Origin of the sequence: Lysinibacillus composti (assembly GCF_016908465.1) — a bacterium.
Lineage (GTDB): Bacteria > Bacillota > Bacilli > Bacillales_A > Planococcaceae > Ureibacillus > Ureibacillus composti_A.
Genome location: NZ_JAFBDY010000011.1, coordinates 24,291 through 49,097, shown reverse-complemented (window position 1 = coordinate 49,097; position 24,807 = coordinate 24,291). Strand labels below are relative to the sequence as shown.

Below are 24,807 nucleotides of genomic sequence, written 5' to 3'. Positions count from 1 at the left end.
ACGAAACAACATGACAGTTGAAACAAAATTAGCTGTAACTGCAGAGGATGTTCGTGCTTTCTCTGAAGCTAATAATGAGCCAACATGGTTTGCTGAGGCACGCTCTACAGCTCTTGCAAAAGCACAAGAGTTGGCAATGCCAAAACCAGATAAAACAAATATTACAAAATGGAATTTCACTGAATTCCCAGTTCATACTGTTGAAAGCGAAACTTTTGCTTCATTAAACGAACTACCAGAAGAAGTGAAATCTTTAATCGATATTGAAGGACAAGAAAACCTTTATATCCAACGCAACAATACACCAGCATTCCTTAAAATTTCTGAGGAATTAAAGAGCCAAGGCGTTATTTTTACAGATATTCAAACAGCTATTCGCGAACATGGTGATTTAGTACAAAAATACTTCATGACAGAAGCAGTTAAAGTTGATGAACATAAATTAACTGCTTATCATGCTGCACTTGTAAATGGTGGAGTATTTGTATACGTGCCAAAAAATGTAATCGTTGAAAAACCACTACAAGTGATCTTTTTAAATGATAATGAAGCAGCTTCATTATTTAATCACGTATTAGTTGTAGCTGACCAAAATTCTGTTGTAACTTACGTTGAAACTTATGTTTCTACTATTGAACAATCTCAAGGACAAGCAAACCTAATTGAGGAAGTTGTTGTTCTTGATAATGCACAAGTAACGTTTGGAGCTGTAGACGTTTTAGCAAAAGGGTTTACAACTTATGTAAACCGTCGTGGACATGCAAAACGTGATGCGAAAATTGACTGGGCATTAGGGTTAATGAATGATTCAGATACTATTTCTGAAAGTATCACACATCTTATTGGTGATGGTTCATTAGCAAACACAAAAACAGTTGTTGTTGGCCGTGGTGACCAAAAACAAAACTTCACAACTGAAATTCGTCACTGGGGTAAAAGCTCAGAAGGATTTATCCTTTCACATGGTGTAATGAAAGATGCAGCTCAATCAATCTTTAATGGAATTGGTAAAATTGAGCATGGCGCAACAAAAGCTAATGCAGAACAAGAATCTCGCGTACTTATGCTATCTGAAAAAGCGCGTGGAGATGCAAACCCAATGTTATTAATTGATGAAGATGATGTAATGGCAGGTCACGCTGCCTCTGTAGGACGCGTAGATCCATTACAACTTTACTATTTAATGAGTCGTGGTATCTCTAAAGCAGAAGCAGAACGCTTAGTAATTCATGGTTTCCTTGCACCTGTTGTTAATAGCTTACCAATTGAGGGTGTAAAACAACAGTTAACGAAGGTAATTGAAGGGAAAGTTCGCTAATGAATGACATTAGAAAATATTTTCCAGTACTGAATCAAGAAGTAAACGGGCACCCGCTCGTTTACCTTGATAGTGCCGCAACATCGCAAAAGCCTACTCAAGTACTTGAAGTGCTTAAAAAGTATTATGAGTTCGATAATTCCAATGTACATCGCGGTGTACATACATTAGGTAATCGTGCAACAGATTCATATGAAGGAGCACGTGAGAAAATCCGCAAATTCATCAATGCCAATTCGACTGAGGAAATCATTTACACTCGTGGTACAACAACGTCTATCAATACGGTTGCTGCTGCTTACGGTCGTGCAAATGTAAATGAAGGTGATGAAATTGTCATCACAAAAATGGAACACCATTCAAACTTCATTCCTTGGCAACAACTTGCTAAACAGCAAAAAGCTGTTTTAAAGTTTATTGAGCTTGAAGAAGATGGAACAATTTCATTAGAAACTGTTCGTCAAACAATTACACCGAAAACAAAAATTGTTGCCGTAACAATGGCATCCAATGTTTTAGGTACAATAAATCCGGTAAAGGAAATTACAGAAATTGCTCATGAAAATGGTGCTATTACTGTAATTGATGCTGCACAAGGTGCACCGCATATGCCGATTGATGTTCAAGATATTGACTGTGATTTCTTAGCCTTTTCAGGACATAAAATGTGCGGCCCAACTGGTATTGGTGTACTATATGGTAAAAAAGCGCATTTAGAAAACATGGAACCAATTGAATTTGGCGGCGAAATGATTGACTTCGTAGATTTATATGATTCTACTTGGAAAGAGCTCCCTTGGAAGTTTGAAGGTGGGACACCTAATATTGCAGGTGCAATCGGTTTAGGAGCTGCAATTGACTTCTTAAATGAAATCGGGCTTGAAAATATTGCTAAGCATGAGCATGAACTTGTAGAATATGCTATCGCTGAAATGGAAAAAGTCGGAGGTATATCGATTTATGGACCACTGGATCCTAGTAAACGATGTGGTTTAATAACTTTCAACCTCGATGGTGTACATCCACATGATCTTGCAACAGTTCTAGATATGAATGGTATTGCAATACGTGCAGGACATCATTGTGCACAACCGTTAATGAAATGGCTTCAATGTACTGCAACAGCACGTGCAAGCTTCTATATGTATAATTCAAAAGAAGATGTAGATGCTTTTGTTGCAGGATTGCGCATGGCGAAGGAGTATTTTAACGATGTCTTTTAATAATTTAGATCAACTATACCGCTCAGTAATCATGGATCATTATAAAAAACCAAGAAACAAAGGTTCTTTAGATGAAAACAGTGTGACGATTGATATGAATAACCCTACATGTGGTGACCGTATTCATCTAACATTAAAAATCAATGATGGTTTAGTTGAAGATGCCAAATTTGAGGGTGAAGGCTGTTCAATTTCAATGTCATCAGCATCTATGATGACAGAAGTAATTATAGGTAAAAAAGTAGATGATGCTCTTCAATTAGCAGACATTTTTTCAAAAATGATGCTAGGAGAAGATTATAGTGATAAATATGACCTAGGAGATGTTGAAGCACTACAAGGTGTTTCAAAGTTTCCCGCTCGAATTAAATGTGCAACACTTGCTTGGAAGGCTATGGAAAGAGGAGTCCAAGCAGAATCTAAATAAAGCTGAACGGAGGAGTTAAAATGGCTAAAAAAATGCCTGAAATTGGCGATTATAAATACGGCTTCCATGACAAGGACGTATCAATTTTCCGTTCAAAACGTGGATTAACTGAAGAAATCGTCCGTGAAATTTCAAATATGAAAAAAGAACCTGAGTGGATGTTAAACTACCGCTTAAAGGCTCTTGAAATATTCTACTCAAAACCAATGCCACAATGGGGTGGCGACTTAGCAGGTCTAGACTTCGATGAAATTACTTATTATGTAAAACCATCTGAAGCTACTCAAAAATCTTGGGATGAAGTTCCTGATGAAATCAAAGCAACATTTGATAAATTAGGGATTCCTGAAGCTGAACAAAAATATTTAGCTGGTGTATCTGCTCAGTATGAATCTGAAGTAGTTTACCACAACATGAAAAAAGACCTTGAAGACTTAGGTATTGTATTCAAAGATACAGATTCTGCACTTCGTGAAAACGAAGATATCTTTAAAAAACACTGGGGTACTGTAATTCCATCTTCAGATAACAAATTTGCTGCTCTTAACTCAGCAGTTTGGTCTGGTGGATCATTTATTTATGTGCCACCTGGTGTAAAATTAGATACACCACTTCAAGCGTATTTCCGTATTAACTCTGAAAATATGGGTCAATTCGAACGTACATTAATTATTGTTGATGAAGGTGCGAGTGTTCACTATGTAGAAGGATGTACAGCTCCTGTTTACACAACAAACTCACTTCACTCAGCGGTAGTAGAAATTATCGTTAAGAAAGATGCATATTGCCGTTACACAACAATTCAAAACTGGGCAAACAATGTTTACAACCTAGTTACAAAACGTACTGTTGTTGAAGAAAACGGTACAATGGAATGGATTGATGGTAACATCGGTTCAAAATTAACGATGAAATACCCAGCATGTATTTTAAAAGGTGAAGGTGCACGTGGTTTGACACTTTCTATTGCTATTGCAGGGAAAGGTCAACACCAAGATGCTGGTGCCAAAATGATTCATTTAGCACCGAATACATCTTCTACAATCGTATCTAAATCGATCGCTAAACAAGGCGGTAAAGTAACATATCGTGGTGTTGTTCGTTTTGGTCCAAAAGCAACTGGTGCTCGTTCAAACATCGAATGTGATACATTAATTATGGATAATCAATCTACATCAGATACAATTCCTTACAATGAAATCTTAAATGATAATGTTTCATTAGAGCACGAAGCAAAAGTTTCGAAAGTATCTGAAGAACAATTATTCTATTTAATGTCTCGTGGGGTCTCAGAACAAGAAGCAACAGAAATGATCGTTATGGGCTTCATCGAACCATTTACAAAAGAACTTCCAATGGAATATGCAGTTGAAATGAACCGCTTAATTAAGTTCGAAATGGAAGGTTCTATTGGTTAATGCCAATATAAAACCAAAGCGAGTTAGCAAATTGCTAGCTCGCTTTTTTCTATATGGGGGAGTATGATTCCTCGTAAATGTTAATGAATTTAAATTCTTCTTTTCTTTGAATGAAGAAAACGTATGATATCATTTTTTGGTAATGTCTATGGTATGATATTGGAAAGGAGAAGGTATTTATTGGTATACATTGGTCTAACAGGTTGGAGTGACCATCCTGATCTTTATAATGAAGGAACTACAACCCGCGATAAACTTTTTGCTTATAGTGGGCATTTTCCAATTGTTGAAGTAGATACGTCCTTTTATGCAATTCCTTCTCAAACAAGTATTGAGAAATGGTGTAATGAAACTCCTGATAACTTTCAATTTATTGTGAAATCCTATCAAGGTATTACAGGACACAATCGGGGGGAAATTCCTTTTGAAACTAGAAATGATATGTTTAATTCATTTATAGAAAGTGCCAATGTATTTAAAAATCATGGCAAGCTAGGAGCAATACTTGTTCAATTTCCTCCATGGTACGATTGTAATGTGAAGAATATTAACTATATACGATATATTAAAGAACAATTACGGGGATTCCGAGTTGCCATTGAATTTCGAAATCAAACTTGGTATGCAGGTCAAATGAGACATAAAATGTTGAAATTTTTGAACGAAAATGACTTAATTCATACTGTTTGTGATGAACCACAAGCTGGTTCTGGCTCAGTTCCTCTAGTAAGTGAGGCCACTACAGATCGAGTTATTGTTAGAATTCATGGTCGAAATATACATGGGTGGCGGAGTGCAGGTCAGAAAGAAAACTGGCGAGAAGTTCGGTTTTTATATGATTATAATGAAGAAGAACTACAGGGATTAGCTCAAATTATATTACAATTAAAGCAACAGGCAAAAGATGTTTATGTGTTATTTAATAACAATTCCGGTCATCATGCTGCGAAAAATGCCAAGCAATTACAAAGCATATTAAATATTGAATATAGTGGCTTATCTCCTAAACAGTTAGATTTATTTGAAGGAGATTAAAATAATAATGGAGTTTTTCTTACTTGCAATGATCGCGTTAAGTTCAGGTATTATTGGTGCGCTTGTTGGCTTAGGCGGCGGTGCAATCCTCGTACCTGCAACATTATTTATAGGTATTTCATTAGGATATATTCCAGATTTAACACCGCAAACAGTTGTTGGTTTATCAGTCGTCATGATGATCTTTACAGGACTATCCTCAACGTTGTCATATGCTAAAACTAAAAGAGTCGATTATAAAAGTGGCTTTATCTTTTTTATTGGTAGTGTACCGGGAACAGTTTTGGGTGCATTGGTTAATAAAGGATTAGATCTTCCTTCGTTTAATACTTATTTTGGAATAGTATTAATTTTATTAGCTATTTTATTATTAGTGCAAGATAAGCTTAAGCCGATAACATGGTTTGTAGAACACGGTACAAAACGTCATTTTACTGATGACGCTGGTACAGAATTTATTTACGGGTATCCTATTTGGTTTGCGTTATTACTTACCTTTTTTATTGGCTTTGCTTCAGGTTTATTTGGAATCGGAGGTGGCTCTATGATTGTCCCAGCCATGTTACTTTTATTCCGATTTCCTCCGCATGTTGCAGTGGCAACGTCAATGTTTATGGTATTTTTAACGTCAATCGTAAACTCAGTTAGTCATATTTCACTTGGTAATGTACCATGGATTTATACAATTCCGGTTATTATTGGCGCATTTATCGGAGCAAAAATTGGTGCATCATTAAATAAAAAGTTAAAATCAGAGACACTAATATTTGCTTTACGAATTATTTTACTTTTATTAGGAATTCGATCAATTGTTGATGGTTTATTTTAACCTTTTGCGAAAAGGATGGATTACAACATGCTTGAAACAATTCATATATATCATACAAATGATATACATAGTCATTTTGAATACTGGCCACGTATGCAATCATTTATTAAAAAACAACGCATAGAAAATGCAAAAAAAGGTGAGCCAAGTTTTCTTTTTGATGTTGGTGACCATCTTGACCGTTCAAATATTTATACTGAAGCGACATTAGGAAAAGGTAACGTAAAACTATTAAATGAAGCGCAATATGATGTTGTAACAATCGGGAATAATGAAGGAATCACGCTATCCTTTGAAGACCTCTATTCGCTGTATCATGAAGCTAATTTTGATGTTGTAGTAGCAAATATTGAACCCTTACATGGACGTGCGCCAAAGTGGCTAAAGCCATATACAATACTTAAAACAGAAAGTGGTACAACAATTGGAGTAATTGGCGCAACAGCGTTGTATAAAGTTTTTTATACTGAACTAAATTGGAATGTAACAGAACCTAAAGAAAAATTAATCGAAATAGCTAATCAATTAAGAAGCGAAGTAGATATATTACTTTGTCTATCTCATTTAGGGATTACAGAAGATGAACTTTTAGCAGAGGCTTGTCCTGCCATTGATGTTATATTCGGTTCGCATACACATCATTTACTACAGGATGGAAAAATGGTTAATGGTGTATTACTAACTGGTTGTGGGAAATTTGGTGCTTATACAGGTCATCTTACTCTTCAGTTTAATCCGCAAACACACCAATTAGTTAATAAAGAAGAACAGGTCATTGAAAACGCACTCCTTTCAGAGATTGAAGAGGAAGAGAAATTTTTGCAAGAGCTTTCCGGTGTGGGGAAGGAATTATTGCAAGCTCCTGTGTTTGAAACAAAAAAAACCTATAATAAAGAATGGTTTCATCACTCGCAAATCTCAAAGTTGTTTGCTCAAGCTCTGTTAGATTTCACAAATGCAGATTGTACCATGTTTAATGCAGGGATCTTTTTAGATGGATTACATAAAGGAGTTATTACTTCATATGATATTCATCGAATTTTACCTCATCCCATTAATGTATGTGTAATCGAACTAACTGGAACGGAGCTAAGAGAAATTTTATCCCAATCCAAAAATGAGGAATGGCCTCTATTAGAGTTAAAGGGATTAGGGTTTAGGGGATCGATTTTTGGAAAAATGCTCACTTATAATTTTTCACTAAACAAGCATCGAGAGTTGTTCGTGAAAGGGGTAAAAGCTGATTTGGATGCCACATATCAGTTAGCAACCCTAGATATGTTTACATTTGGTTACTTCTTTCCAACATTTAAGTATGCAAAGAAAAAGTATTACTTACCACTCTTTTTGCGAGATATTTTAGTTGAACATGGCAAGAAGTATTTATAAGGTTATTTTTTAATTGAAAGCCGGCTCACCACTTCTACAAGTGGCGAGCTTTATATATTGCGTTAAGTCAGTTTCGTTTCAATAAGTTGTTGAAGTGGTATGAATAGAACGCATATAATAACGGCAGTGGTATTGTTATGAGAAATGAATTGGAGCAAAATTTATGAGGCTAATTTCAATAAATATACTAAAATCGGGAATGAAAATTGGCAGAACAATTTATAATGAGGCTGGTCACCCTTTATTAAAAGCTGATGCAATTGTCTCTGACCGTATTATTGAACGATTAAAACAATTAAATATTCGTTATGTATATATTGATGATTTGATTTCTAGTGGTATTGAAGTCGAGGAATCAGTTCCTACTGAAAAGCGGATGAAGATTGTTAATCAGATTACCGATTCTTTCCATAAAATTAAAGGACTAAATTTCAAAGATGCGTCCTTAGTATTGGATAAGCAATCCAAGGTAATTGGTGTTATAGTTGATGATTTATTAGATTCAATATTAAATAGTGAAGAAATTTTAACTGTACTCACAGATGCATTTTTATATGATGAGTATTTATATCAACATTCATTTCAAGTGACTCTTTATTCACTTGCTATTGCAAAGGAATTAGGTTATTCCTCTAATGATCTTCGAAATATCGGAATCGGTGCGATGTTACACGATGTAGGGAAGTTAATGGTTCCTACTAGTATTTTATTAAAACCGGGTCGTTTATCAGATGAAGAATATGAAACGATGAAACATCATACTACATATGGATTTGAAATTTTACGTAATTTACATACGATTTCACTACTTGTTGCACATTGTGCCTTCCAGCATCATGAGCGACTTGATGGAAGTGGCTACCCTCGAGGTTTAGTTGATTATGAGATTCATCCTTATGCAAAAGTCATTGCTGTTGCAGACGTTTTCGATGCAGTTACTTCTAATCGTGTTTATCGAGAAAAAATGTTGCCTTCGCAGGGAATTTGTATTATTGACGCTGGTAGTGGAACGCTTTACGATGCCAAAGTTGTAGAAGCATTAAAGAGAAGTGTTGTTCATTATCCAAATGGTACAATTGTCATGCTATCGGATGGTCGACGGGGTGTTGTAGCAAAACAAAATATAGCTGATTCCTCAAGACCAATTATTCGAATATTCGAAGAAAATCAAATTCTGTTAAAAGCAACTTATATTCTTAATTTATTGGAAGTGACTAATTTAAAGATTTTAAAGGTAGAAACAGAATATGTAATTGGTGTCGAATAGTCCACTCCTCTTGTTCATAAATTGGAACAGGAGGAGATTTTTTGTTTTCTCGTCGACCACCAAAAAGAATGAAATTTTATTATAAGCGAAGAAGTAACAAATATAATCGATTAGGTTTATTTGTTTTGGCATTTATGGCTACGCTGATCTTCTTCCTATATTTATTAAATTCCCGATTAATGCCAACGTATTTGCAATATGCTGAAGTGCAAACAACAAAAATTGCTTCACATGTTGTCAGTAAAGCAATTAATGCTAGAACATCAACAGTTTTAGATGTTAATGATATTATAGAGGATTTACCGACAGAATCTGATTATATGGTTACAACAAAATTTAATACCGAAATTATTAACCGAGTACGTGGTGAAACAGTTGCCTTAGTAAAGGAACATTTAGAACTAGCCGAAAATGGTGATTTGTCTAAATTACCAGAGTTAGACAATATCGAGTATGATGTAAATGAAATCCAAGCTGGAGATGGGATTGTTTTCTTGGTTCCAATCGCACAAGCTTTAAACCTCCCATTACTGGGGAATTTAGGTCCAAAAGTTCCAATAAGATTTCATATTATTGGGAATGTAGCAAGTGGCGTTGAAACAACATTTAAAGAGTTTGGTATTAATAATGCATTAGTTGAAGTAAATTTAAATTTAATTGTAAATGTACAAATCATCGTCCCATTTGCTAGTAAATCAACAACAGTTGAACAAAAAATTCCAGTAGCGATTGGTTTAATAAGAGGGACTGTTCCAAATATTTATACGAACGGTGGAGAGGGAGCGCAACCTTCCATCGAAGTACCTTATCCAAACCCGGTTCAAGAATATAATAATTGAAAATTTTGAACATTGGTATAGAAAAATAAGTTAGTTGTTGCAAGGGAAGGAATATGTTACATTGACAACAGTATGTATAGTACAATTATTAAATAGTAATGTATAGAACGATAGGAGCGGAAAAAATGACTTCTTGTAAACCTACTAACAATAAAGAAATTTTACGTAAACCTGAATGGCTAAAGATAAAGTTAAATACGAACGACGAATATAAGGGTCTAAAAAAATTAATGCGTGAGAAAAACCTTCATACAGTTTGTGAGGAAGCACGTTGTCCAAATATCCATGAATGTTGGGGAGAGCGTAGAACAGCAACAATGATGATTTTAGGTGCAGTTTGTACACGTGCTTGTCGTTTTTGTGCAGTTAAAACTGGATTGCCAAATGAACTTGATTTGGCAGAACCAGAACGCGTAGCCGATTCTGTTGAAATCATGAATTTAAAACACGTAGTAATTACAATGGTTGCACGTGATGATTTAAAAGATGGTGGAGCAGGAGTTTTAGCTGAAACAATTCGCGCAATTCGTCGCAAAACACCTCAAACATCCGTTGAAGTATTACCTTCTGATTTAGGTGGAGTAGAAGAAAACTTACAAATGGTAATGGATGCAAAACCGGACATTTTAAACCATAATATTGAAACAGTACGTCGCTTAACTCCAAGAGTTCGCGCACGTGCAAAATATGATCGTTCACTTGAATTTTTAAGAAGAGCGAAAGAAATGCAACCTGATATTCCAACAAAGTCATCTTTAATGATCGGATTAGGTGAAACGTGGGATGAAATTATCGAAGTTATGGATGATCTTCGTGCAAACAATGTGGATATTATGACAATTGGTCAATATTTGCAACCATCTAAGAAACATCTAGCAGTACAAAAATATTATACACCTCTAGAGTTTGGTAAACTTCGTAAAATTGCAATGGATAAAGGGTTCAAGCATTGCGAAGCTGGTCCGTTAGTTCGTAGTAGTTATCATGCCGATGAGCAAGTAAATGAGGCAACAAAAGAGAGACAGCTACAAGCAGAAGCGTAATTAGGCTTTGTGGAGGAGGTATATCAATGATTGTTGCAGAAGGATATGCATACGAAATCGTAGAAAATGTGCGTGAAGGTTTTAAAGAAGATGTATTCCTTTCACGTTTCTCAGACATTTTAACAAAGTATGATTATATCGTCGGTGATTGGGGATATGGTCAACTTAGACTAAAAGGATTCTTTGAAGATAAAAACCACAAAGCAACATTTGATACAAAAATTAGCAGTGTAGAAGATTATTTATACGAGTACTGTAATTTTGGCTGCGCATATTTTATTTTACGAAAAACAGGTAAAGCTCCAAAACAACTTGAGTCAACTACTCATGTAGAACAAGCTGTAAATGAAGAAATTCAAGAGGGAATAGAACAATAATCAATTACGTCTTGACGTAATTGCGTCCGGATTTTTCATTGTGCATGCACAATGAACTCCTAACAATATCCGTGACAACCGCTGGAGGATTTATCTTCATTCAGCCTGGTTGCCTACCCATTAAAAATAATAAAATATGATCCATTCATATTTTTACCTTTATAGGTGAAAGTGAAAGTCTTCTACTGAATGAAGATAATAGATTAAAACGCCTCACATTTGCTTTTATAGCTTATGTGAGGCGTTTTATTTTTTAATGAATCTTATTTATCAAACTTACTAAGAAACGTGACTATATAGCCAGATAACACGATTAAGGTATTCCATTTTTACCTATGCTAATAATTCTATTAGATATTCTCTAAGATCTTCTGCTTCTTCTTCTGTTCGGTTAAAAACATGTTCTAAATATCCCGGCTCTTCAAGGTCATCTGTACCGATTATTGCAAAACGGTTAAATTGCATATCTAAAACTAATACTTTTCCAAAAAAGCGATTTGACTGCATAATCGCTAAGTCATAACGCAGTCTTTTACCTGTGAAACTTACAAATCGTGTTTTTGTATCTTCAACATCATCATATAAGAAAAAACGTTCCATGCTATTTTGAACTCCTTCCAACTCTTAAGAATATGTTACTATATATAAGAAACAGCTATCAACTTTTATATTTAAAGGAGTGCTTATCTATGTATTTTGTAGATCGAAGTAAAATTGGTGCAACATTAAACTATTTGGATAAAATTTTAACGTTATTTGAGGAAGAATCGAATTGGTTAAATGATGATAAATCTAAATTAGCACTACAATGTATTGGCCATAATACAATCGAAGCGTTAATGGATGTAGGAAATCTAATGATTGATGGCTTTATTATGCGCGACCCAGGAAGCTATGAAGACATTATCGATATTTTAATCGATGAGAAAGTGATTACGGAAGACATGGAAAACCCATTAAAAGAAGTAGTCGCTTTACGCAAAATGCTTGTTCGTGAATTTATCGATGTGAATGATCAACAGGTTGTTGATGTGATGACAAGCAACTTACCATCTTTGAAGAAGTATTCGGGCCTTGTTTTAAGCTATTTAGAAAATGAATTAGGACCTGTTTCTGCATTTTTACCGGAGAACCATAATGAATAATTATAAAGCCTACTGTTTTGATTTAGACGGTACGGTATATCGAGGGAAAGAAGGAATCGAAACAGCAGTTAAATTTATACAAAATCTTCAAAAAAATAATCTCGAATATTACTTCGTGACGAATAATTCATCTAAAACTCCTGCACAGTTACAAGAAGCTTTACGCAATATTGGTTTAATTGTAGAGGAAGAGCGAATATATTCGAGTTCACTTGCAACGGCTAAATACGTTGCAAACCACTATCCTAAAGCCAAGATACATACTATTGGTTCAGATGGTTTACGGTTTGCTTTAAAATCAGTTGGATTCAATCACATAGAAGATGAGAACCCTGATGTTGTTGTAATGGGAATTGATCGAATGATTGACTATCAAAAGCTATCAAAAGCTTGTTTAGCGGTTCAAAGAGGGGCAAAGCTAATTGGGACAAATGAAGATGTGAAATTCCCAGATGAAAAAGGTTTCGTACCTGGAAACGGTTCTTTTGTAAGATTAGTTGCAAATGTTGCAGCAGTTGACCCAATTTTTATTGGAAAACCTTCCCCAGTCATGCTTGAAGTCATTCAAAAAGAGCATGGGCTAGATCGAAAAGAGATGGTCATGATAGGTGATAATTACGATACGGATATCCTCTGTGGAATACGTTTTGGTTGCGATACAATTCATGTGAATACAGGTGTTACGAACACTGAGATGGTACAACAGAAAGAAGAGCAACCAACATATTGTATAGAGAATCTGGATTTTTTTAATATTTAAGGTTCATTTGATATAAGAAAGCTCAGGCAAACCCAAAAACACCATTTTTCTCATTTGAGAAAAATGGTGTTTTTTTGTTTTTAAGCAATGATTAAAAATAGGAAACATTCAAATCTTAATTCTAATAAAGTAGAAGCAGAGAGCGGTATGAGCACACAAGCCGCAAAGCCATGTTGAAACATGTCTTTTCGACTTGTCTATGAGGCCAACACGATGTTGGTCATGGGGGCAATGCCACACGACGTGGCGCTTTTGCCCCCGGCTTTGTGTTAGGACCGCTCACATATAAAGTAACCTTCTAAACGTTCCAGAAACTTTGCGCGGCTTACATTGGTAGGCCGCGGTTTCTGGAGAGTGGCTACTTTTAAGGTACTATTTTCTTTAATTATGTCCAAGCCTTATTTATGTAAATAATACACAATTCAAAGTATATTTGTATTTACTATTATTTTAAAATAATGGATTTTCTTCAATGTAATCATAAATCTTTTTTGTTAATTCCTCTGGTGTTTCAGCTTCAACAATATCTCCATTAACGATGGCATAAAAGTTACGATCACATGTTGTACAGTAACTTAAGCAACCATATTCAAGAACATCAATATTTGGATCCTTTTCTAATATTTCATATGTTTCTTGAGCGCCTTTTGCTAGGTTACTAATACAAAATTCAACCAATGGATTCACATAGGTCACCTCACTTAATTCCAATGCTACTCTATTTTTAAAGCATTCGTCAAACTATAAAGTGAAACATCAAAATAGAAAGGGATTTTTGATCACTGCGGAAGGTATCTTGTGCCAGAATATAGGCTATACAGTCTTTCTTACAGGACATAGTGTATTAGAGTAGTACCTGTTTTTTCGTAATGAAATTTTGTGAAATTATTCACAAAAACATCTTGTGAAGTATCTCACAATGATATATACTCAAATATGTATTCTTTGTGAACGACATGTTCTGTAATAAAGTATTTTTATACTTCATTCTGCCTAAGATTATTTTATAAATAAATTTCAGAATGAAGAAAAGCTTTGGTTGAAGTCACAGATTTGAAAAGGGTAAAACGTTTGTTTTAATTTGTCTCGTTCAAATAACATTAGCAAAATTACTGTGTTATAAGAGATTAATCTTTTCAAAATCAGAACTCGAATACCAGAGACATTATCGAATATATGATTTTGAGGGAGCTTAACATGAAAAAACTGGTTTTATTAGGCGGGGGTTATGGCAATATGCGTATTTTGTTACGCTTATTACCAAATGGATTACCTGGTGATACAGAAATTATTTTAATTGATCGAACACCATTTCATAGTTTAAAAACAGAATTCTATGCACTTGCTGCTGGAACTTCTACTGACAAGGAAATACGTGTAGATTTTCCTGAAAATACAAGATTAAGAAAAGTGTATGGCGAAATTACGAAGATTGATAATCAAGAAAAGTGCGTACATTTAGAAGATGGTCAAATCATTCAATATGATGACTTAGTAATTGGTTTAGGATGTGAAGATAAGTATCACGGAGTACCTGGTGCTGAAGAATATACTTATAGCATTCAAACTATTGCAAAATCGCGTATTACTTTTGAAAAGCTTTGCGGGTTACCACAAGGATCTAGTGTAGCAATTGTAGGGGCAGGATTAAGTGGAATTGAACTTGCAAGTGAATTACGTGAAAGTCGTTCGGACTTAGATATTAAGCTATTTGACCGTTCACCACGTATATTAAAAGATTTCCCAGAGAAATTAAGTAAATATGTAAAACAATGGTTCGTTAAAAATAATGTAGAAGTAATTGCAGAATCCAACATTACTAAAGTCGAACCAGGTCGTTTATATAACCACGATCAAGTCATTGAAGTAGATTCTATCGTTTGGACTGCTGGAGTTCAACCAGTAAAAATCGTTCGTGATATGGAAGTGGAAAAAGATCGCAACGGTCGTCCAATCGTTAATCAATACTTTACCTTACCAAATGATGAACATGTGTTTGTAATTGGAGATTGTGCATCTTCAAAGTTACCTGCAAGTGCACAATTAGCCGAAGAACAAGCCGAACGAGTTGTAAGGGTATTAAAACTACGTTGGAATAATCAAGAATTACCTGAAACAATGCCTGAAATTAAACTTAAAGGATTTATGGGTGCTTTAGGTAAAAAACAAGGGTTTGTTTATTTAGCAGATAAAACTGTTACGGGTCGTATTGCTCGTTTAATGAAATCAGGATTTTTATGGATGTATAAACGACAAACAGACTCAATATAATATAAAAGAAGGTAACTCATATGGTTACCTTCTTTTATGTTCGTTATTCTGCAGCTGTAAACCCGAGTTTTTCAAGTGCTGCGAAAACAGGTTTCAGTTGAATATATCCTTCTCCGATGACTTCATCATTAATTAAAACAAGAGGGTAGAAGAACTCATCATCGAGAATACGAGTGGCCCACTCTTGATCACGATCATTCTCAGTTGGCTTTTCAATATCGATATAACGAATAGTAAATGGTTGATTTGGATACTTACGGCTTATAGCTGCTTGAAGCCATTCATATGTATCGATTGAAGATGGTGCGTTCACACAACTTGCACAAATAATTTCTGCACCAAAAATTTCTATTATTGGTTTCTGAGTTTTCAATTAAATCAACCTTTCATCACTCTATAATGGATTTTTTCTCTTGTTCACATTATAATAATTTTAAAGAAAGGAGTCGAGGGAAATGACAGAATTAGAACAAAAAGAACAAGTACAAGAAGTTTTAGATAAATTACGTCCGTTCTTATTACGCGACGGTGGAGACTGTGAATTAGTAGATGTTGAGGATGGCATTGTAAGACTTCGCCTATTAGGAGCATGTGGAAGCTGCCCAAGTTCAACAATCACACTTAAAGCCGGAATTGAGCGTGCTCTTTTAGAAGAGGTACCAGGAATTATCGAAGTAGAACAAGTATTTTAATAGATATTTAAACCCGACTCTATTTTACGAGTCGGGTTTTTTAGTGGTAAACAACTATATTTGGGAGATTGAACCATTGTCTAGCTAAGCGGCTACACCCTCGAGATCGGCTCAACACTATCACGGGTAGTGTCTCCGAAGTACAAGGATGTACGAGTGAAGACAATGCTACACGACGTGGCGTTATTGTCGGACAGCGCTTGAGGCTCAAACGATGTGAGCCAGGTCAGCATTGCTCGCGCATGTAGCGTTTACCAAGGCGGGTGTGAACGAGCTACCTCCGTTTTGCTTACTGAGCTTTACTAAGTTTTTCTCGTTCTTCACGAACGAATTGCCATTGATCTTTAGCCATTTCAATCAATTTTACTTCTCCACCAATTCGTTGGTTTTCAATTACCTTAGAGAAATATCTAGTTGCAGTTTCTAAATCTCCAATACGTCTTGAAAGTTCTGCAATCATATATGTGACACGTGTTGCAGACATAGGCGTTCCAGCGAAATCCTCAGTTGAATAACAGTCAATGTAGAGGTCACGTGCTAATGATAAAAAGCGTTGTTCTTGCATATCATTTTCTAATGCGCGGTATAACCAACCTATACGAAGTGCTAGGCCAGCAAGTGCAACAAACTTTTCTTTTTTAATTGACCCACAAACGAGTGCCAGTTGATAAGCTTGAAGTGCTTGTGAAATAGTACGCTCACCACTAAAACTATGCGGAACCCACTTCTGTGTAATTTTACGTTCGATTTCTTCCTTTATACCAGGTGCAAAATATTTTGAGAAATCTTCAGTAAAAGAAAATCCGCAATGTTCACAAACAAAAACATTATAGAATAATGCATTCACATTTGAATCAGAATATATAGGACGAAAATCGCTATCCGAATGAGCTACCTTAATAAATTTAGATCGAACCTTTAATGTGGGAAATGTATCTTTACAATTTAAGCAAACCACTTTTTTTTCATAAAACGGTGATATTTCCATAGGTATATCTCCCCTAAAATAGCAAATTTGTAAGACTATTATATCATTCCAAACGGCGCATGTACTAATGATATTTTCCTATTTTCGTCAGAATCAGTTTTCTTGTAACACAGTTGATTTAATTGGTATTATATTAAGTAAGAAGGAAGGTGACAGGGATGACAAATGAAAAACAAGTTATTGAGTTAACAGAATCAGCTGCATTTCGTGTGAAAGAAATGCAAAAACATAATGAAGAAGAAGGTTCATTCCTAAGAGTTGCTGTTCATGGTGGCGGATGTAGTGGTCTATCATACGGTATGAATTTCGATCAAAATAAATCAGAAGATGATTTTCTTGATGAACAACATGGATTAAAAATTATTGTTTCCCGCGAAGATGCACCAATCTTAATGGGAACGAAAATTGATTATAAGCAATCACTAATGGGCGGCGGATTCACCATCGTTAATCCAAATGCCATTGCATCATGTGGCTGCGGTACGTCATTTAGAACAGCTAAAGTTGAAGGTACGCCAGAAGTTTGTGAATAATCACGATAAAAAGGATATTGTAATCTATTAATACAGAATCCAAAAATAAAATAACTACTGTTCTACTAAGAATGGTAAGTAAAGTACAAGTCTCTTCTATTTGCTAAAACAATAGCAGATAAAGGAGACTTTTTATTTCTTAAAAAGAAAAATCCACGAGAGAATTCTCATGGATTATTTAATAGTTATTTCTTTGGTTACGGTAGTTATTTGTGAGTAAGAGTAGTCACTTCTGGAGATTCAGTTGCTCCTCCATAACCACCTTCTATTGGTTCAGAAGGTGTTTCAGTTTTAGATTTCTCAGGGACAGTTGATAATTCATCTTCTTCAATATTTTCAACTGTAAATTCCCATCTACCTATAAGTTGAGGAATTATTTGATCTTCAACAAATTCAACTATTATTTTAAGATGACCAACTGTAAATGTGCCTTCTTTTAACTTAAAAACATATACAGGTACGTTTCTTCCTAATGGATAATTATTATAAACTTCATAATCATCAATGAATGAAATTACATCATTATCAAATGATTTAATAAGCTGTATAGCTTCTTCTTCAGTTAAGCTTACTTTTTCAAATTTCCAATTTAAACTATCGTGAGAAACAAAAACTATACCTGATTCCTTAAATTTTTTAAGATTGTACATTATGTTACCAAACTGTGAACGCTTAATTGGTTCATTAGGTCTAAAAGTATCGTCATTATAACCACTCATAATCCCTAAATAATCAAGTGTTGCTAAAGCTTCTCCCCACTGGCCTTTAAAGTTCTTACCATCAAATATATCAGATACTTCACCGCCACGTTCTTTATATAATTCCTTAGAAATAGCTGGAAGATGGTTGCTTACTAATATACCAGCAACTTGGCCACGAGTTAAAGAATCATTAACCCCAAATGTTTCTGCCCAATATCCATATCCACTCATAATTCTATTTCTAACTAAGGTATCAATAAATTCATAATATTGGTTAGTTTTTGGGACATCATTAAATTTCGTTTCACCTAATCCTTTTAATTGAAAAGTATGATGATATAGTTTTGTATAGATACTTGCAAATTGACCGCGTGTAATATTTTCATAGGGTCTGAATTTAGGGAGTGTTTGGCTAATCGCTCCATCTTCTAGTAAGTACTCAACTGAATTATAGAAGTTATCAGATTTGTTTACATCCTTGTAATGTACTTGTGCTGCTGCATTACCAGTACCAAGAGAACTAAACAGTATTCCTCCTACAAGTCCAACTGTAGCTAAATTCTTCGTTATTCTTTTCAACTTAATTTCTCCTCAATTCTTTCAATCTATTACTGAAGTTTCTTTACAAATAATAATAGTATAAAAGATAATTCCTAATATTGGAAGTTTGAGGAACTATAAAACTATGTTCACTGGCATATAGATACTGTGTAAATACATAGATTTAAATACAAATGCGAAAATGGATTTTATTCCTCGCTACCTCTTTAATTGATCATGTATTCATGAGCAAAATTAAAGAGTTTTTTTGTTCATAGGTCAGTAGGAAATTCATTGTTAGTTAAATAAAAACTGTATAATATATTTACTTACATACTGAAAGGTGATGGAAAATGGGACGAGATCGAGGGAAAGTGTGGCTTGGAGCAGCTGGAGTTGTAATTAACGCGAATGGTCAATGGCTAGTTGTGAAAAAACGCTATAGTGGACTTAAAGGAGTGTGGTCATTACCTGCAGGGTTTGTTAAGGAAGGTGAGACTGCAGATGAGGCAGTGGTTCGGGAAGTAAAAGAAGAAACAGGTATTGAATGTGAAGTAACAGGATTGATTGGATTGAGGACGGGGGTTATCAGAGAAGTTATAAGTGACAACATGGCAATATTTTATTGCAAACCGATTGATCCAGATCAAAAAATCACAATTCAAGAAAGTGAATTATTTGAGGCAAAATGGTTATCAATTGAAGAAATTGTTCACGGTGGCGAGGCATCTGTAATGCTTAGGGAAATGGCAAGTAATGAACTTGTAAAACATCAACTATTTCGAAAAGATGATATTAACCCAGGAGAAGTTTTTGAATACTCGACTTATAGATTATTTTTCAATAATTAGGAAAAAATAATTAGCATGTTTGGATTATGACATTCATAAATTTTGGGAAAGTGCTCGAGCAACTTTTAAAGCGTTTACTTGTTTTGGGTGTAAATCATAAGTCAATTTTGTTCATTGGAGAGTATAAATTTTCGAAGTTGAACAGTGTCTAGTTGCGAACGCCAGCTCCTCGACAACTTCGAAAACCCCTTCGAGGACAAAAATTATATGGTTTCATTGAAACCATATAATTTTCTGCGCCGAAAGTGAAGCGACAGGTGCAAAAAGCGTCCTCTTGTGGTTTCCTCCAGTTGTTGAGGCTCACACGATGTGAGTCATGACGGCAATGCGATAGGACGTCGCGTTTTTGCCGTCGCGGAGCTAAACGGGCGTTCTCCACTTTTCCTTAATGGGGGTTCATTATGAATGCATTATCTATTGTAATTGGTGCTATTTGTGTACTGGTGATTGGTTACCGATTATATGGTTATTTTTTCACGAAAAAAGTGTTGAAAATCAATGATAATACACCTACTCCTGCACATAAATTAAATGATGGAAAAGACTATGTACCAACAAATAAATGGGTTGCATTTGGTCATCACTTTGCTGCAATTGCTGCTGCTGGTCCACTTGTAGGACCTGTTTTAGCTGCTCAATTTGGTTATTTACCAGGTCTCTTATGGTTGTTAATTGGTGCAGTAATTGGTGGAGCAGTTCATGATGCAGTGGTGTTATTTGCCTCCATGAGACGACAAGGTAAATCACTTTCAGAGGTTATGAAAGAAGAATTGGGCCCAGTGGCAGGTTTTTGTACGGGTCTAGCCATGCTGTTTATCATTACTATTACAATGGCTGGCTTGTCGATGGTTGTTCTTGGGGCATTAGAAAGAAATCCATGGGGTACATTTGCTGTTGCGATTACGATTCCAATTGCCATGCTTGTCGGAATTGCGTATAAAAAAACCGGGAATCTAGTCGTCACTTCAGCAATTGGTTTTATTTTATTATTAATCGGTGTCTTTGTTGGACCATATATACAAGGAACTGCAATTGGTGATTTCTTGACATTCGATCGTCAAACATTAGCTATTATTTTACCTATTTATGCATTCTTTGCAGCTGCTTTACCTGTATGGTTTTTACTGGCTCCACGAGATTATTTAAGTAGTTTCATGAAAATTGGTGTGTTTATTGCATTAATCATTGGCGTCTTCTTTGTGAACCCAGTTATACAATTCCCAGCGGTTACTGAGTTCGTTCACGGTGGAGGACCAATTATTGCAGGACCTGTTTGGCCATTCGTTTCTATTACAATCGCGTGTGGAGCAATTTCTGGATTCCATGCATTTATAGGGTCAGGAACAACACCAAAAATGTTAAATAGATGGGAAGACATTCGTGTAGTAGGATTTGGCGCTATGCTTGTTGAAAGTTTAGTAGGGGTGATGGCGCTTATAGCTGCAACAGCATTACATCCAGGTGACTATTTTGCAATTAATGCTGCACCTGCAGTCTTTGCAACATTAGGTATGGAAGTAGTCAACTTACCAGCACTTTCTCAAAGTGTTGGAATAGATTTAGAAGGACGAACAGGTGGTGCGGTATCTCTTGCCGTAGGGATGACACAAATTTTTACAGGAATTCCCTGGTTTAGTGGATTATCAACCTACTTCTATCAGTTCGTCATTATGTTTGAGGCAGTATTTATTTTAACAGCCATTGATGCAGGAACAAGAGTGGCCCGTTATTTAATTCAAGACTTCTTAGGAGACGTTATAAAACCACTAAAGCGGACAGATTGGGTTCCTGGTACTATATTTGCTAGTGCATTAGCTTGTTTAATGTGGGGGTATTTATTGTACTCAGGTGAAATAGGTCCAATCTGGGCGTTATTTGGGGTATCAAATCAATTGATGGCCTCAATTGGCTTAGTACTTGGTGCAACCGTCATTTTAAAAATGGCTGATAAACGAATCTATGTTTTAACTTGTATTATTCCTTTAGTATATTTATATATTACGGTCAATGTGGCAGGAATTTGGATGGTTAAAAATGTTTATTGGAACAGTGCCGCAGCCGGATATTCTGTATTAAATGGAATACTATCGATCATTATGTTGATACTGGGTCTAATTATTGTCATCACGGCTTTAAAAAGTTGGATCCAACTTTGGAATAGTCCGAGATTCCTACGTCGAAAAGTGGCAAAAGGGACATAGGGGACAGGTACCTTGTCCCAGTATTAGAATTGAATTTAAAAATTCAAGAGACTGTCTAAAAGTCATAAATAGACTTTTGGATAGTCTCTTGTCATTTACTTTTATTGATTATCCACTTTTTTACGTCTTGGTTTGTGGTACAATCCGAGTTCTTTCTTTTCATTCGCTAAAGAACGATAAAGCGACATCATCATTATGATCATAATGATTGAAAATGGAAAGGCTGCGATAATTAAGGCATTTTGCAGCGCTTGCAAACCTCCACTATATAAAAGGACTAAAGCTACAATTGATTGTGCAACCCCCCATGTTAACTTTACGGCAGTTGGAGGAATAAGGGACCCATATGATGTTTGCATTCCAAGTACAAATGTTGCTGAATCAGCAGATGTAATAAAGAATACACTCACCAGTGCAATTGCTACAATTGATAAAATAGTCGACCATGGTAATTCATTAAAAACTGCAAATAACACTTCCTCAGTAGCTAACTGTGATATATCAATACTAGCAGCTTTTTGGACCTCGATTGCTGATGTACCAAACACAGTAAACCACATAAAACTAACAAGAGTTGGTAGTAATAAAACGCCGATAATAAATTCACGTATCGTTCTTCCTCTGGATACACGGGCAATAAAAATACCTACAAATGGCGACCACGAAATCCACCAAGCCCAATAAAAAATAGTCCAAGTATTAATCCAAGAACGGTTCTCTTCATTTAGCGGTGCAATACGAAAGCTCATTTGAATGATATTTTGTATATAGCCACCAAGTGAATCAGTAAACATATTTAAAATAAGGATTGTAGGACCTATAATAAACAGTAAAATTAATAAAATCACTGCCAAAATCATATTAGCGTTACTTAGTATCTTGATTCCTTTACCTAACCCTGTTGATGCTGAGATGGTGAAGAGGATGGTAACAACAGCTATGATTATTAATTGAATAGTGAAGTTACTAGGTATCCCAAATAAATAGGATAGCCCACCATTAATTTGGGTTGCACCAAAACCAAGGGTAGTTGCAACACCAACAACTGTAGCAAAAACAGCTAATACATCAATAATTGTTCCAAGAGTACCTTCCATCGCTTTTTTACCTAAAACAGGTTTTAATGTAGATGAGATCAGCGCGGGTTCACCCTTACGAAAATTAAAGTATGCTAATGCCAATGCTACGATAGCGTATATTCCCCAAGCATGAATGCCCCAGTGGAAAAATGTGTACCTTATCGCCTCTTTTTGAGATGCGATTGTGCCAGATTCAGCTAGTGGTGGTACCATGAAATGAGAAAGTGGTTCCGCTGCTCCCCAAAATACAAGACCAATTCCCATGCCTGCACTAAATAACATCGCAAACCAAGAAGTTCTTGAAAACTCGGGTTTCTCATCATGTTTACCTAATCTAATAATTCCAAGTGGGCTAAAAATAAGAAAGACACAAAAAATGACAATGATCGTAACTAGAATTAAATAATACCATCCGAATGTGGACGTAAGAAAAGCTTGTATATTTCCTGTAGCTTCTTCAAAACTTACTGGAGCTGTAACACCCAATACGCATGTTGCGAGAACAATCATAACCGCAATCCAAAAAACGTTTGAAACTTTTCGCATCTCAAATTCCTTTCTACTTCATATATATTCTTTTATATTCTGTACTTAAAAAAGTTGGGGTCTTTTAATGTGGAAAACTTTACCTCACTGATATTAATTAAAGTTAGAATCACATCAGTAATTTCCATATAAAATAAGGGTTAATGGCAATATGACTTGTCCTCCGTTTTTTATTCTTTCCCTGAGTGCATTCCTTTATGACAGGGAAAATTAATTGGACTATCGACGTATGATAATTAGTTTCCTCAAAGAGTTTCATATTAACTATATTGTGGAGTAAATAGGAATTCAAAAGGGAAAGGAAAGAGACACCTATTTGGTGGATTAGGGGAATAAAACAATGTATGAGATAAACACGAACATGTAAATTAAGCTAATGTCTTACTAAAATACAGAGAAAAACGTAAATAAAAAAGAGTGTAAAGAAAACTTTACACTCAATAAGTTCATTTTTACTTTTGTTTAAGATACTCTAAAAAGGCATTTGAGATTTCAATACCTTGATATGTTAAAAGAGTTAAAGATGTCAGCGAGAACATACCAATCATAATAAATCGAATCCACATCATTTTCATTTCCTCCTTTGAAATAGGTTTTACATGTCTATTTCAAAGAGTTGATTAAATAATTCGATTGATAAAATATGGTGGTAACTTGCATAAGTCTCCTAGTAACTGAACTAATAAGACTAAAGAAACAAGTAATACTTAAGACAATCAAGACTAGAACCGTTTGTGGGATATCGTTAAAGACCTTAAGTTTTCCATTATCATCAATAGGGTCGTCAAAATTTTGGTGATGATCAACTAGACTGATTCCTGTATCAATAATAGCTTGTGGCTGCTCCGAAATAAAATGACAACAAAAGCTATATATGATAATCAAAACAGTGAGGGACAAGTATCTATTCAAAATAAAATCACGCCCCCTTTAAAGATTTAAATGATTCTTAGAATATTTATAACATAAATTAGCAAATTAGTATACAAATTAGTATATGTAATTTTTAAATGTACAATATGGGTTGTTGTAATGAAGCAAGGAAGAGGATTTATTCTTGGTGTTTTTCATCCATTGCCATTGAATCACTATACACTATATGAAACGATATCATAATTAATTCTACATTTTTTTACAAAATTCACATAACTACACGCACCGCATTATTAACAATAACCCAAAATACGTAATTCTTTTTAAAATTTCAGAAGGAAACGTATTCCATAAATAGGTTGGAAATCCAATAGGTATCAATAGTTAAAGGAACCTTCGCCCGTCACTCTTTTAGTCTTTTCTAATTGAAAGAGAAGCTTTTATCATGTAAACTTATGGGAG

Annotated in this window: 24 protein-coding genes; 18 read left to right on the top strand and 6 right to left on the bottom strand. The window is 35.1% G+C overall.

The annotated features are described in order from the left end of the window. Window positions 1-10 precede the first annotated feature (10 nt). The 11 genes from sufD (at window position 11) to JOD29_RS12380 (ending at window position 11,165) form a co-directional block, all read left to right on the top strand. Complete coding sequence (gene sufD / locus JOD29_RS12430; RefSeq protein ID WP_124765473.1) at window positions 11-1,318, top strand: Fe-S cluster assembly protein SufD; 1,308 nt, start codon at window positions 11-13, stop codon at window positions 1,316-1,318. Further along, a complete protein-coding gene (locus JOD29_RS12425; protein WP_124765475.1) occupies window positions 1,318-2,541 on the top strand; it encodes a cysteine desulfurase in 1,224 nt (407 codons plus the stop codon). The genes sufD and JOD29_RS12425 overlap by 1 nt, the downstream gene beginning before the upstream one ends. Then, the gene (gene sufU / locus JOD29_RS12420) at window positions 2,531-2,968 is read left to right on the top strand and encodes a Fe-S cluster assembly sulfur transfer protein SufU (RefSeq protein WP_124765477.1); all 438 of its coding nucleotides are present in this window, start codon (window positions 2,531-2,533) and stop codon (window positions 2,966-2,968) included. The genes JOD29_RS12425 and sufU overlap by 11 nt, the downstream gene beginning before the upstream one ends. 20 nt (window positions 2,969-2,988) lie before the next feature. Continuing rightward, entirely contained in the window at window positions 2,989-4,386 is a 1,398-nt protein-coding gene (sufB, locus tag JOD29_RS12415; protein ID WP_124765479.1) for a Fe-S cluster assembly protein SufB, read from the top strand. 180 nt (window positions 4,387-4,566) lie between these two features. Further along, window positions 4,567-5,421: a DUF72 domain-containing protein gene (locus JOD29_RS12410; RefSeq protein WP_124765481.1), complete on the top strand. Its 855-nt coding sequence runs from the start codon at window positions 4,567-4,569 to the stop codon at window positions 5,419-5,421. A gap of 7 nt (window positions 5,422-5,428) precedes the next feature. Then, window positions 5,429-6,250 carry a sulfite exporter TauE/SafE family protein gene (locus JOD29_RS12405; protein ID WP_124765483.1) on the top strand — a complete coding sequence of 274 codons (822 nt, stop codon included), beginning with the start codon at window positions 5,429-5,431 and terminating at the stop codon, window positions 6,248-6,250. A gap of 27 nt (window positions 6,251-6,277) precedes the next feature. Beyond that, window positions 6,278-7,639 carry a bifunctional metallophosphatase/5'-nucleotidase gene (locus tag JOD29_RS12400; RefSeq protein WP_124765485.1) on the top strand — a complete coding sequence of 454 codons (1,362 nt, stop codon included), beginning with the start codon at window positions 6,278-6,280 and terminating at the stop codon, window positions 7,637-7,639. 199 nt (window positions 7,640-7,838) lie between these two features. Then, on the top strand, window positions 7,839-8,906 hold the full coding sequence (locus tag JOD29_RS12395; protein WP_239585698.1) for an HD-GYP domain-containing protein: 1,068 nt from the start codon (window positions 7,839-7,841) through the stop codon (window positions 8,904-8,906). Between the two features lie 41 nt (window positions 8,907-8,947). Then, window positions 8,948-9,745: a sporulation protein YunB gene (yunB, locus tag JOD29_RS12390; RefSeq protein WP_239585697.1), complete on the top strand. Its 798-nt coding sequence runs from the start codon at window positions 8,948-8,950 to the stop codon at window positions 9,743-9,745. A gap of 125 nt (window positions 9,746-9,870) precedes the next feature. Beyond that, window positions 9,871-10,788 carry a lipoyl synthase gene (lipA, locus tag JOD29_RS12385; RefSeq protein WP_124765489.1) on the top strand — a complete coding sequence of 306 codons (918 nt, stop codon included), beginning with the start codon at window positions 9,871-9,873 and terminating at the stop codon, window positions 10,786-10,788. A 26-nt stretch (window positions 10,789-10,814) separates the two neighbouring features. Continuing rightward, a complete protein-coding gene (locus JOD29_RS12380) occupies window positions 10,815-11,165 on the top strand; it encodes a YutD family protein (protein ID WP_124765491.1) in 351 nt (116 codons plus the stop codon). Window positions 11,166-11,498: 333 nt separating this feature from the next. On the opposite strand, the gene JOD29_RS12375 is transcribed toward JOD29_RS12380, so the two are convergent. Beyond that, window positions 11,499-11,765, bottom strand: a complete 267-nt coding sequence (locus JOD29_RS12375) for a DUF3055 domain-containing protein (protein ID WP_124765493.1) — start codon at window positions 11,763-11,765, stop codon at window positions 11,499-11,501. An 89-nt stretch (window positions 11,766-11,854) separates the two neighbouring features. Between JOD29_RS12375 and JOD29_RS12370 the strand changes: the two genes are divergently transcribed. Both JOD29_RS12370 and JOD29_RS12365 read left to right on the top strand, forming a co-directional pair. Then, on the top strand, window positions 11,855-12,310 hold the full coding sequence (locus JOD29_RS12370) for a DUF86 domain-containing protein (protein ID WP_124765495.1): 456 nt from the start codon (window positions 11,855-11,857) through the stop codon (window positions 12,308-12,310). After that, window positions 12,303-13,070, top strand: coding sequence for a TIGR01457 family HAD-type hydrolase (locus JOD29_RS12365; protein WP_124765497.1), 768 nt, complete (start codon window positions 12,303-12,305; stop codon window positions 13,068-13,070). The genes JOD29_RS12370 and JOD29_RS12365 overlap by 8 nt, the downstream gene beginning before the upstream one ends. A gap of 450 nt (window positions 13,071-13,520) precedes the next feature. Here JOD29_RS12365 and JOD29_RS12360 read toward each other — a convergent pair whose 3' ends face one another. Further along, window positions 13,521-13,757, bottom strand: a complete 237-nt coding sequence (locus JOD29_RS12360) for a YuzB family protein (RefSeq protein ID WP_124765499.1) — start codon at window positions 13,755-13,757, stop codon at window positions 13,521-13,523. 510 nt (window positions 13,758-14,267) lie between these two features. On the opposite strand from JOD29_RS12360, the gene JOD29_RS12355 reads away from it, so the two are divergent. Beyond that, window positions 14,268-15,341, top strand: coding sequence for an NAD(P)/FAD-dependent oxidoreductase (locus JOD29_RS12355; protein ID WP_124765500.1), 1,074 nt, complete (start codon window positions 14,268-14,270; stop codon window positions 15,339-15,341). Between the two features lie 43 nt (window positions 15,342-15,384). Here the strand turns inward: JOD29_RS12355 and JOD29_RS12350 are convergent, their stop codons facing one another. Further along, window positions 15,385-15,714 carry a YuzD family protein gene (locus JOD29_RS12350; RefSeq protein WP_124765502.1) on the bottom strand — a complete coding sequence of 110 codons (330 nt, stop codon included), beginning with the start codon at window positions 15,712-15,714 and terminating at the stop codon, window positions 15,385-15,387. Between the two features lie 82 nt (window positions 15,715-15,796). Between JOD29_RS12350 and JOD29_RS12345 the strand changes: the two genes are divergently transcribed. After that, entirely contained in the window at window positions 15,797-16,033 is a 237-nt protein-coding gene (locus JOD29_RS12345) for a NifU family protein (protein ID WP_124765504.1), read from the top strand. A 289-nt stretch (window positions 16,034-16,322) separates the two neighbouring features. Here the strand turns inward: JOD29_RS12345 and JOD29_RS12340 are convergent, their stop codons facing one another. Beyond that, window positions 16,323-17,021 (bottom strand): DUF2225 domain-containing protein, encoded by a 699-nt coding sequence (locus tag JOD29_RS12340; RefSeq protein ID WP_124765506.1) that lies wholly within the window; start codon window positions 17,019-17,021, stop codon window positions 16,323-16,325. Between the two features lie 158 nt (window positions 17,022-17,179). Between JOD29_RS12340 and JOD29_RS12335 the strand changes: the two genes are divergently transcribed. Then, the gene (locus JOD29_RS12335; RefSeq protein WP_124765508.1) at window positions 17,180-17,554 is read left to right on the top strand and encodes a HesB/IscA family protein; all 375 of its coding nucleotides are present in this window, start codon (window positions 17,180-17,182) and stop codon (window positions 17,552-17,554) included. A 206-nt stretch (window positions 17,555-17,760) separates the two neighbouring features. Here the strand turns inward: JOD29_RS12335 and JOD29_RS12330 are convergent, their stop codons facing one another. Continuing rightward, window positions 17,761-18,834: an S-layer homology domain-containing protein gene (locus tag JOD29_RS12330; protein ID WP_124765510.1), complete on the bottom strand. Its 1,074-nt coding sequence runs from the start codon at window positions 18,832-18,834 to the stop codon at window positions 17,761-17,763. 314 nt (window positions 18,835-19,148) lie between these two features. Between JOD29_RS12330 and JOD29_RS12325 the strand changes: the two genes are divergently transcribed. Together JOD29_RS12325 and JOD29_RS12320 are read left to right on the top strand one after the other, a co-directional pair. After that, on the top strand, window positions 19,149-19,646 hold the full coding sequence (locus tag JOD29_RS12325; RefSeq protein WP_124765512.1) for an NUDIX domain-containing protein: 498 nt from the start codon (window positions 19,149-19,151) through the stop codon (window positions 19,644-19,646). 401 nt (window positions 19,647-20,047) lie between these two features. Beyond that, window positions 20,048-21,847, top strand: coding sequence for a carbon starvation CstA family protein (locus JOD29_RS12320; RefSeq protein ID WP_124765514.1), 1,800 nt, complete (start codon window positions 20,048-20,050; stop codon window positions 21,845-21,847). A gap of 101 nt (window positions 21,848-21,948) precedes the next feature. On the opposite strand, the gene JOD29_RS12315 is transcribed toward JOD29_RS12320, so the two are convergent. Continuing rightward, on the bottom strand, window positions 21,949-23,472 hold the full coding sequence (locus JOD29_RS12315; protein ID WP_124765516.1) for a glycine betaine uptake BCCT transporter: 1,524 nt from the start codon (window positions 23,470-23,472) through the stop codon (window positions 21,949-21,951). Between the last annotated feature and the right edge of the window lie 1,335 nt (window positions 23,473-24,807).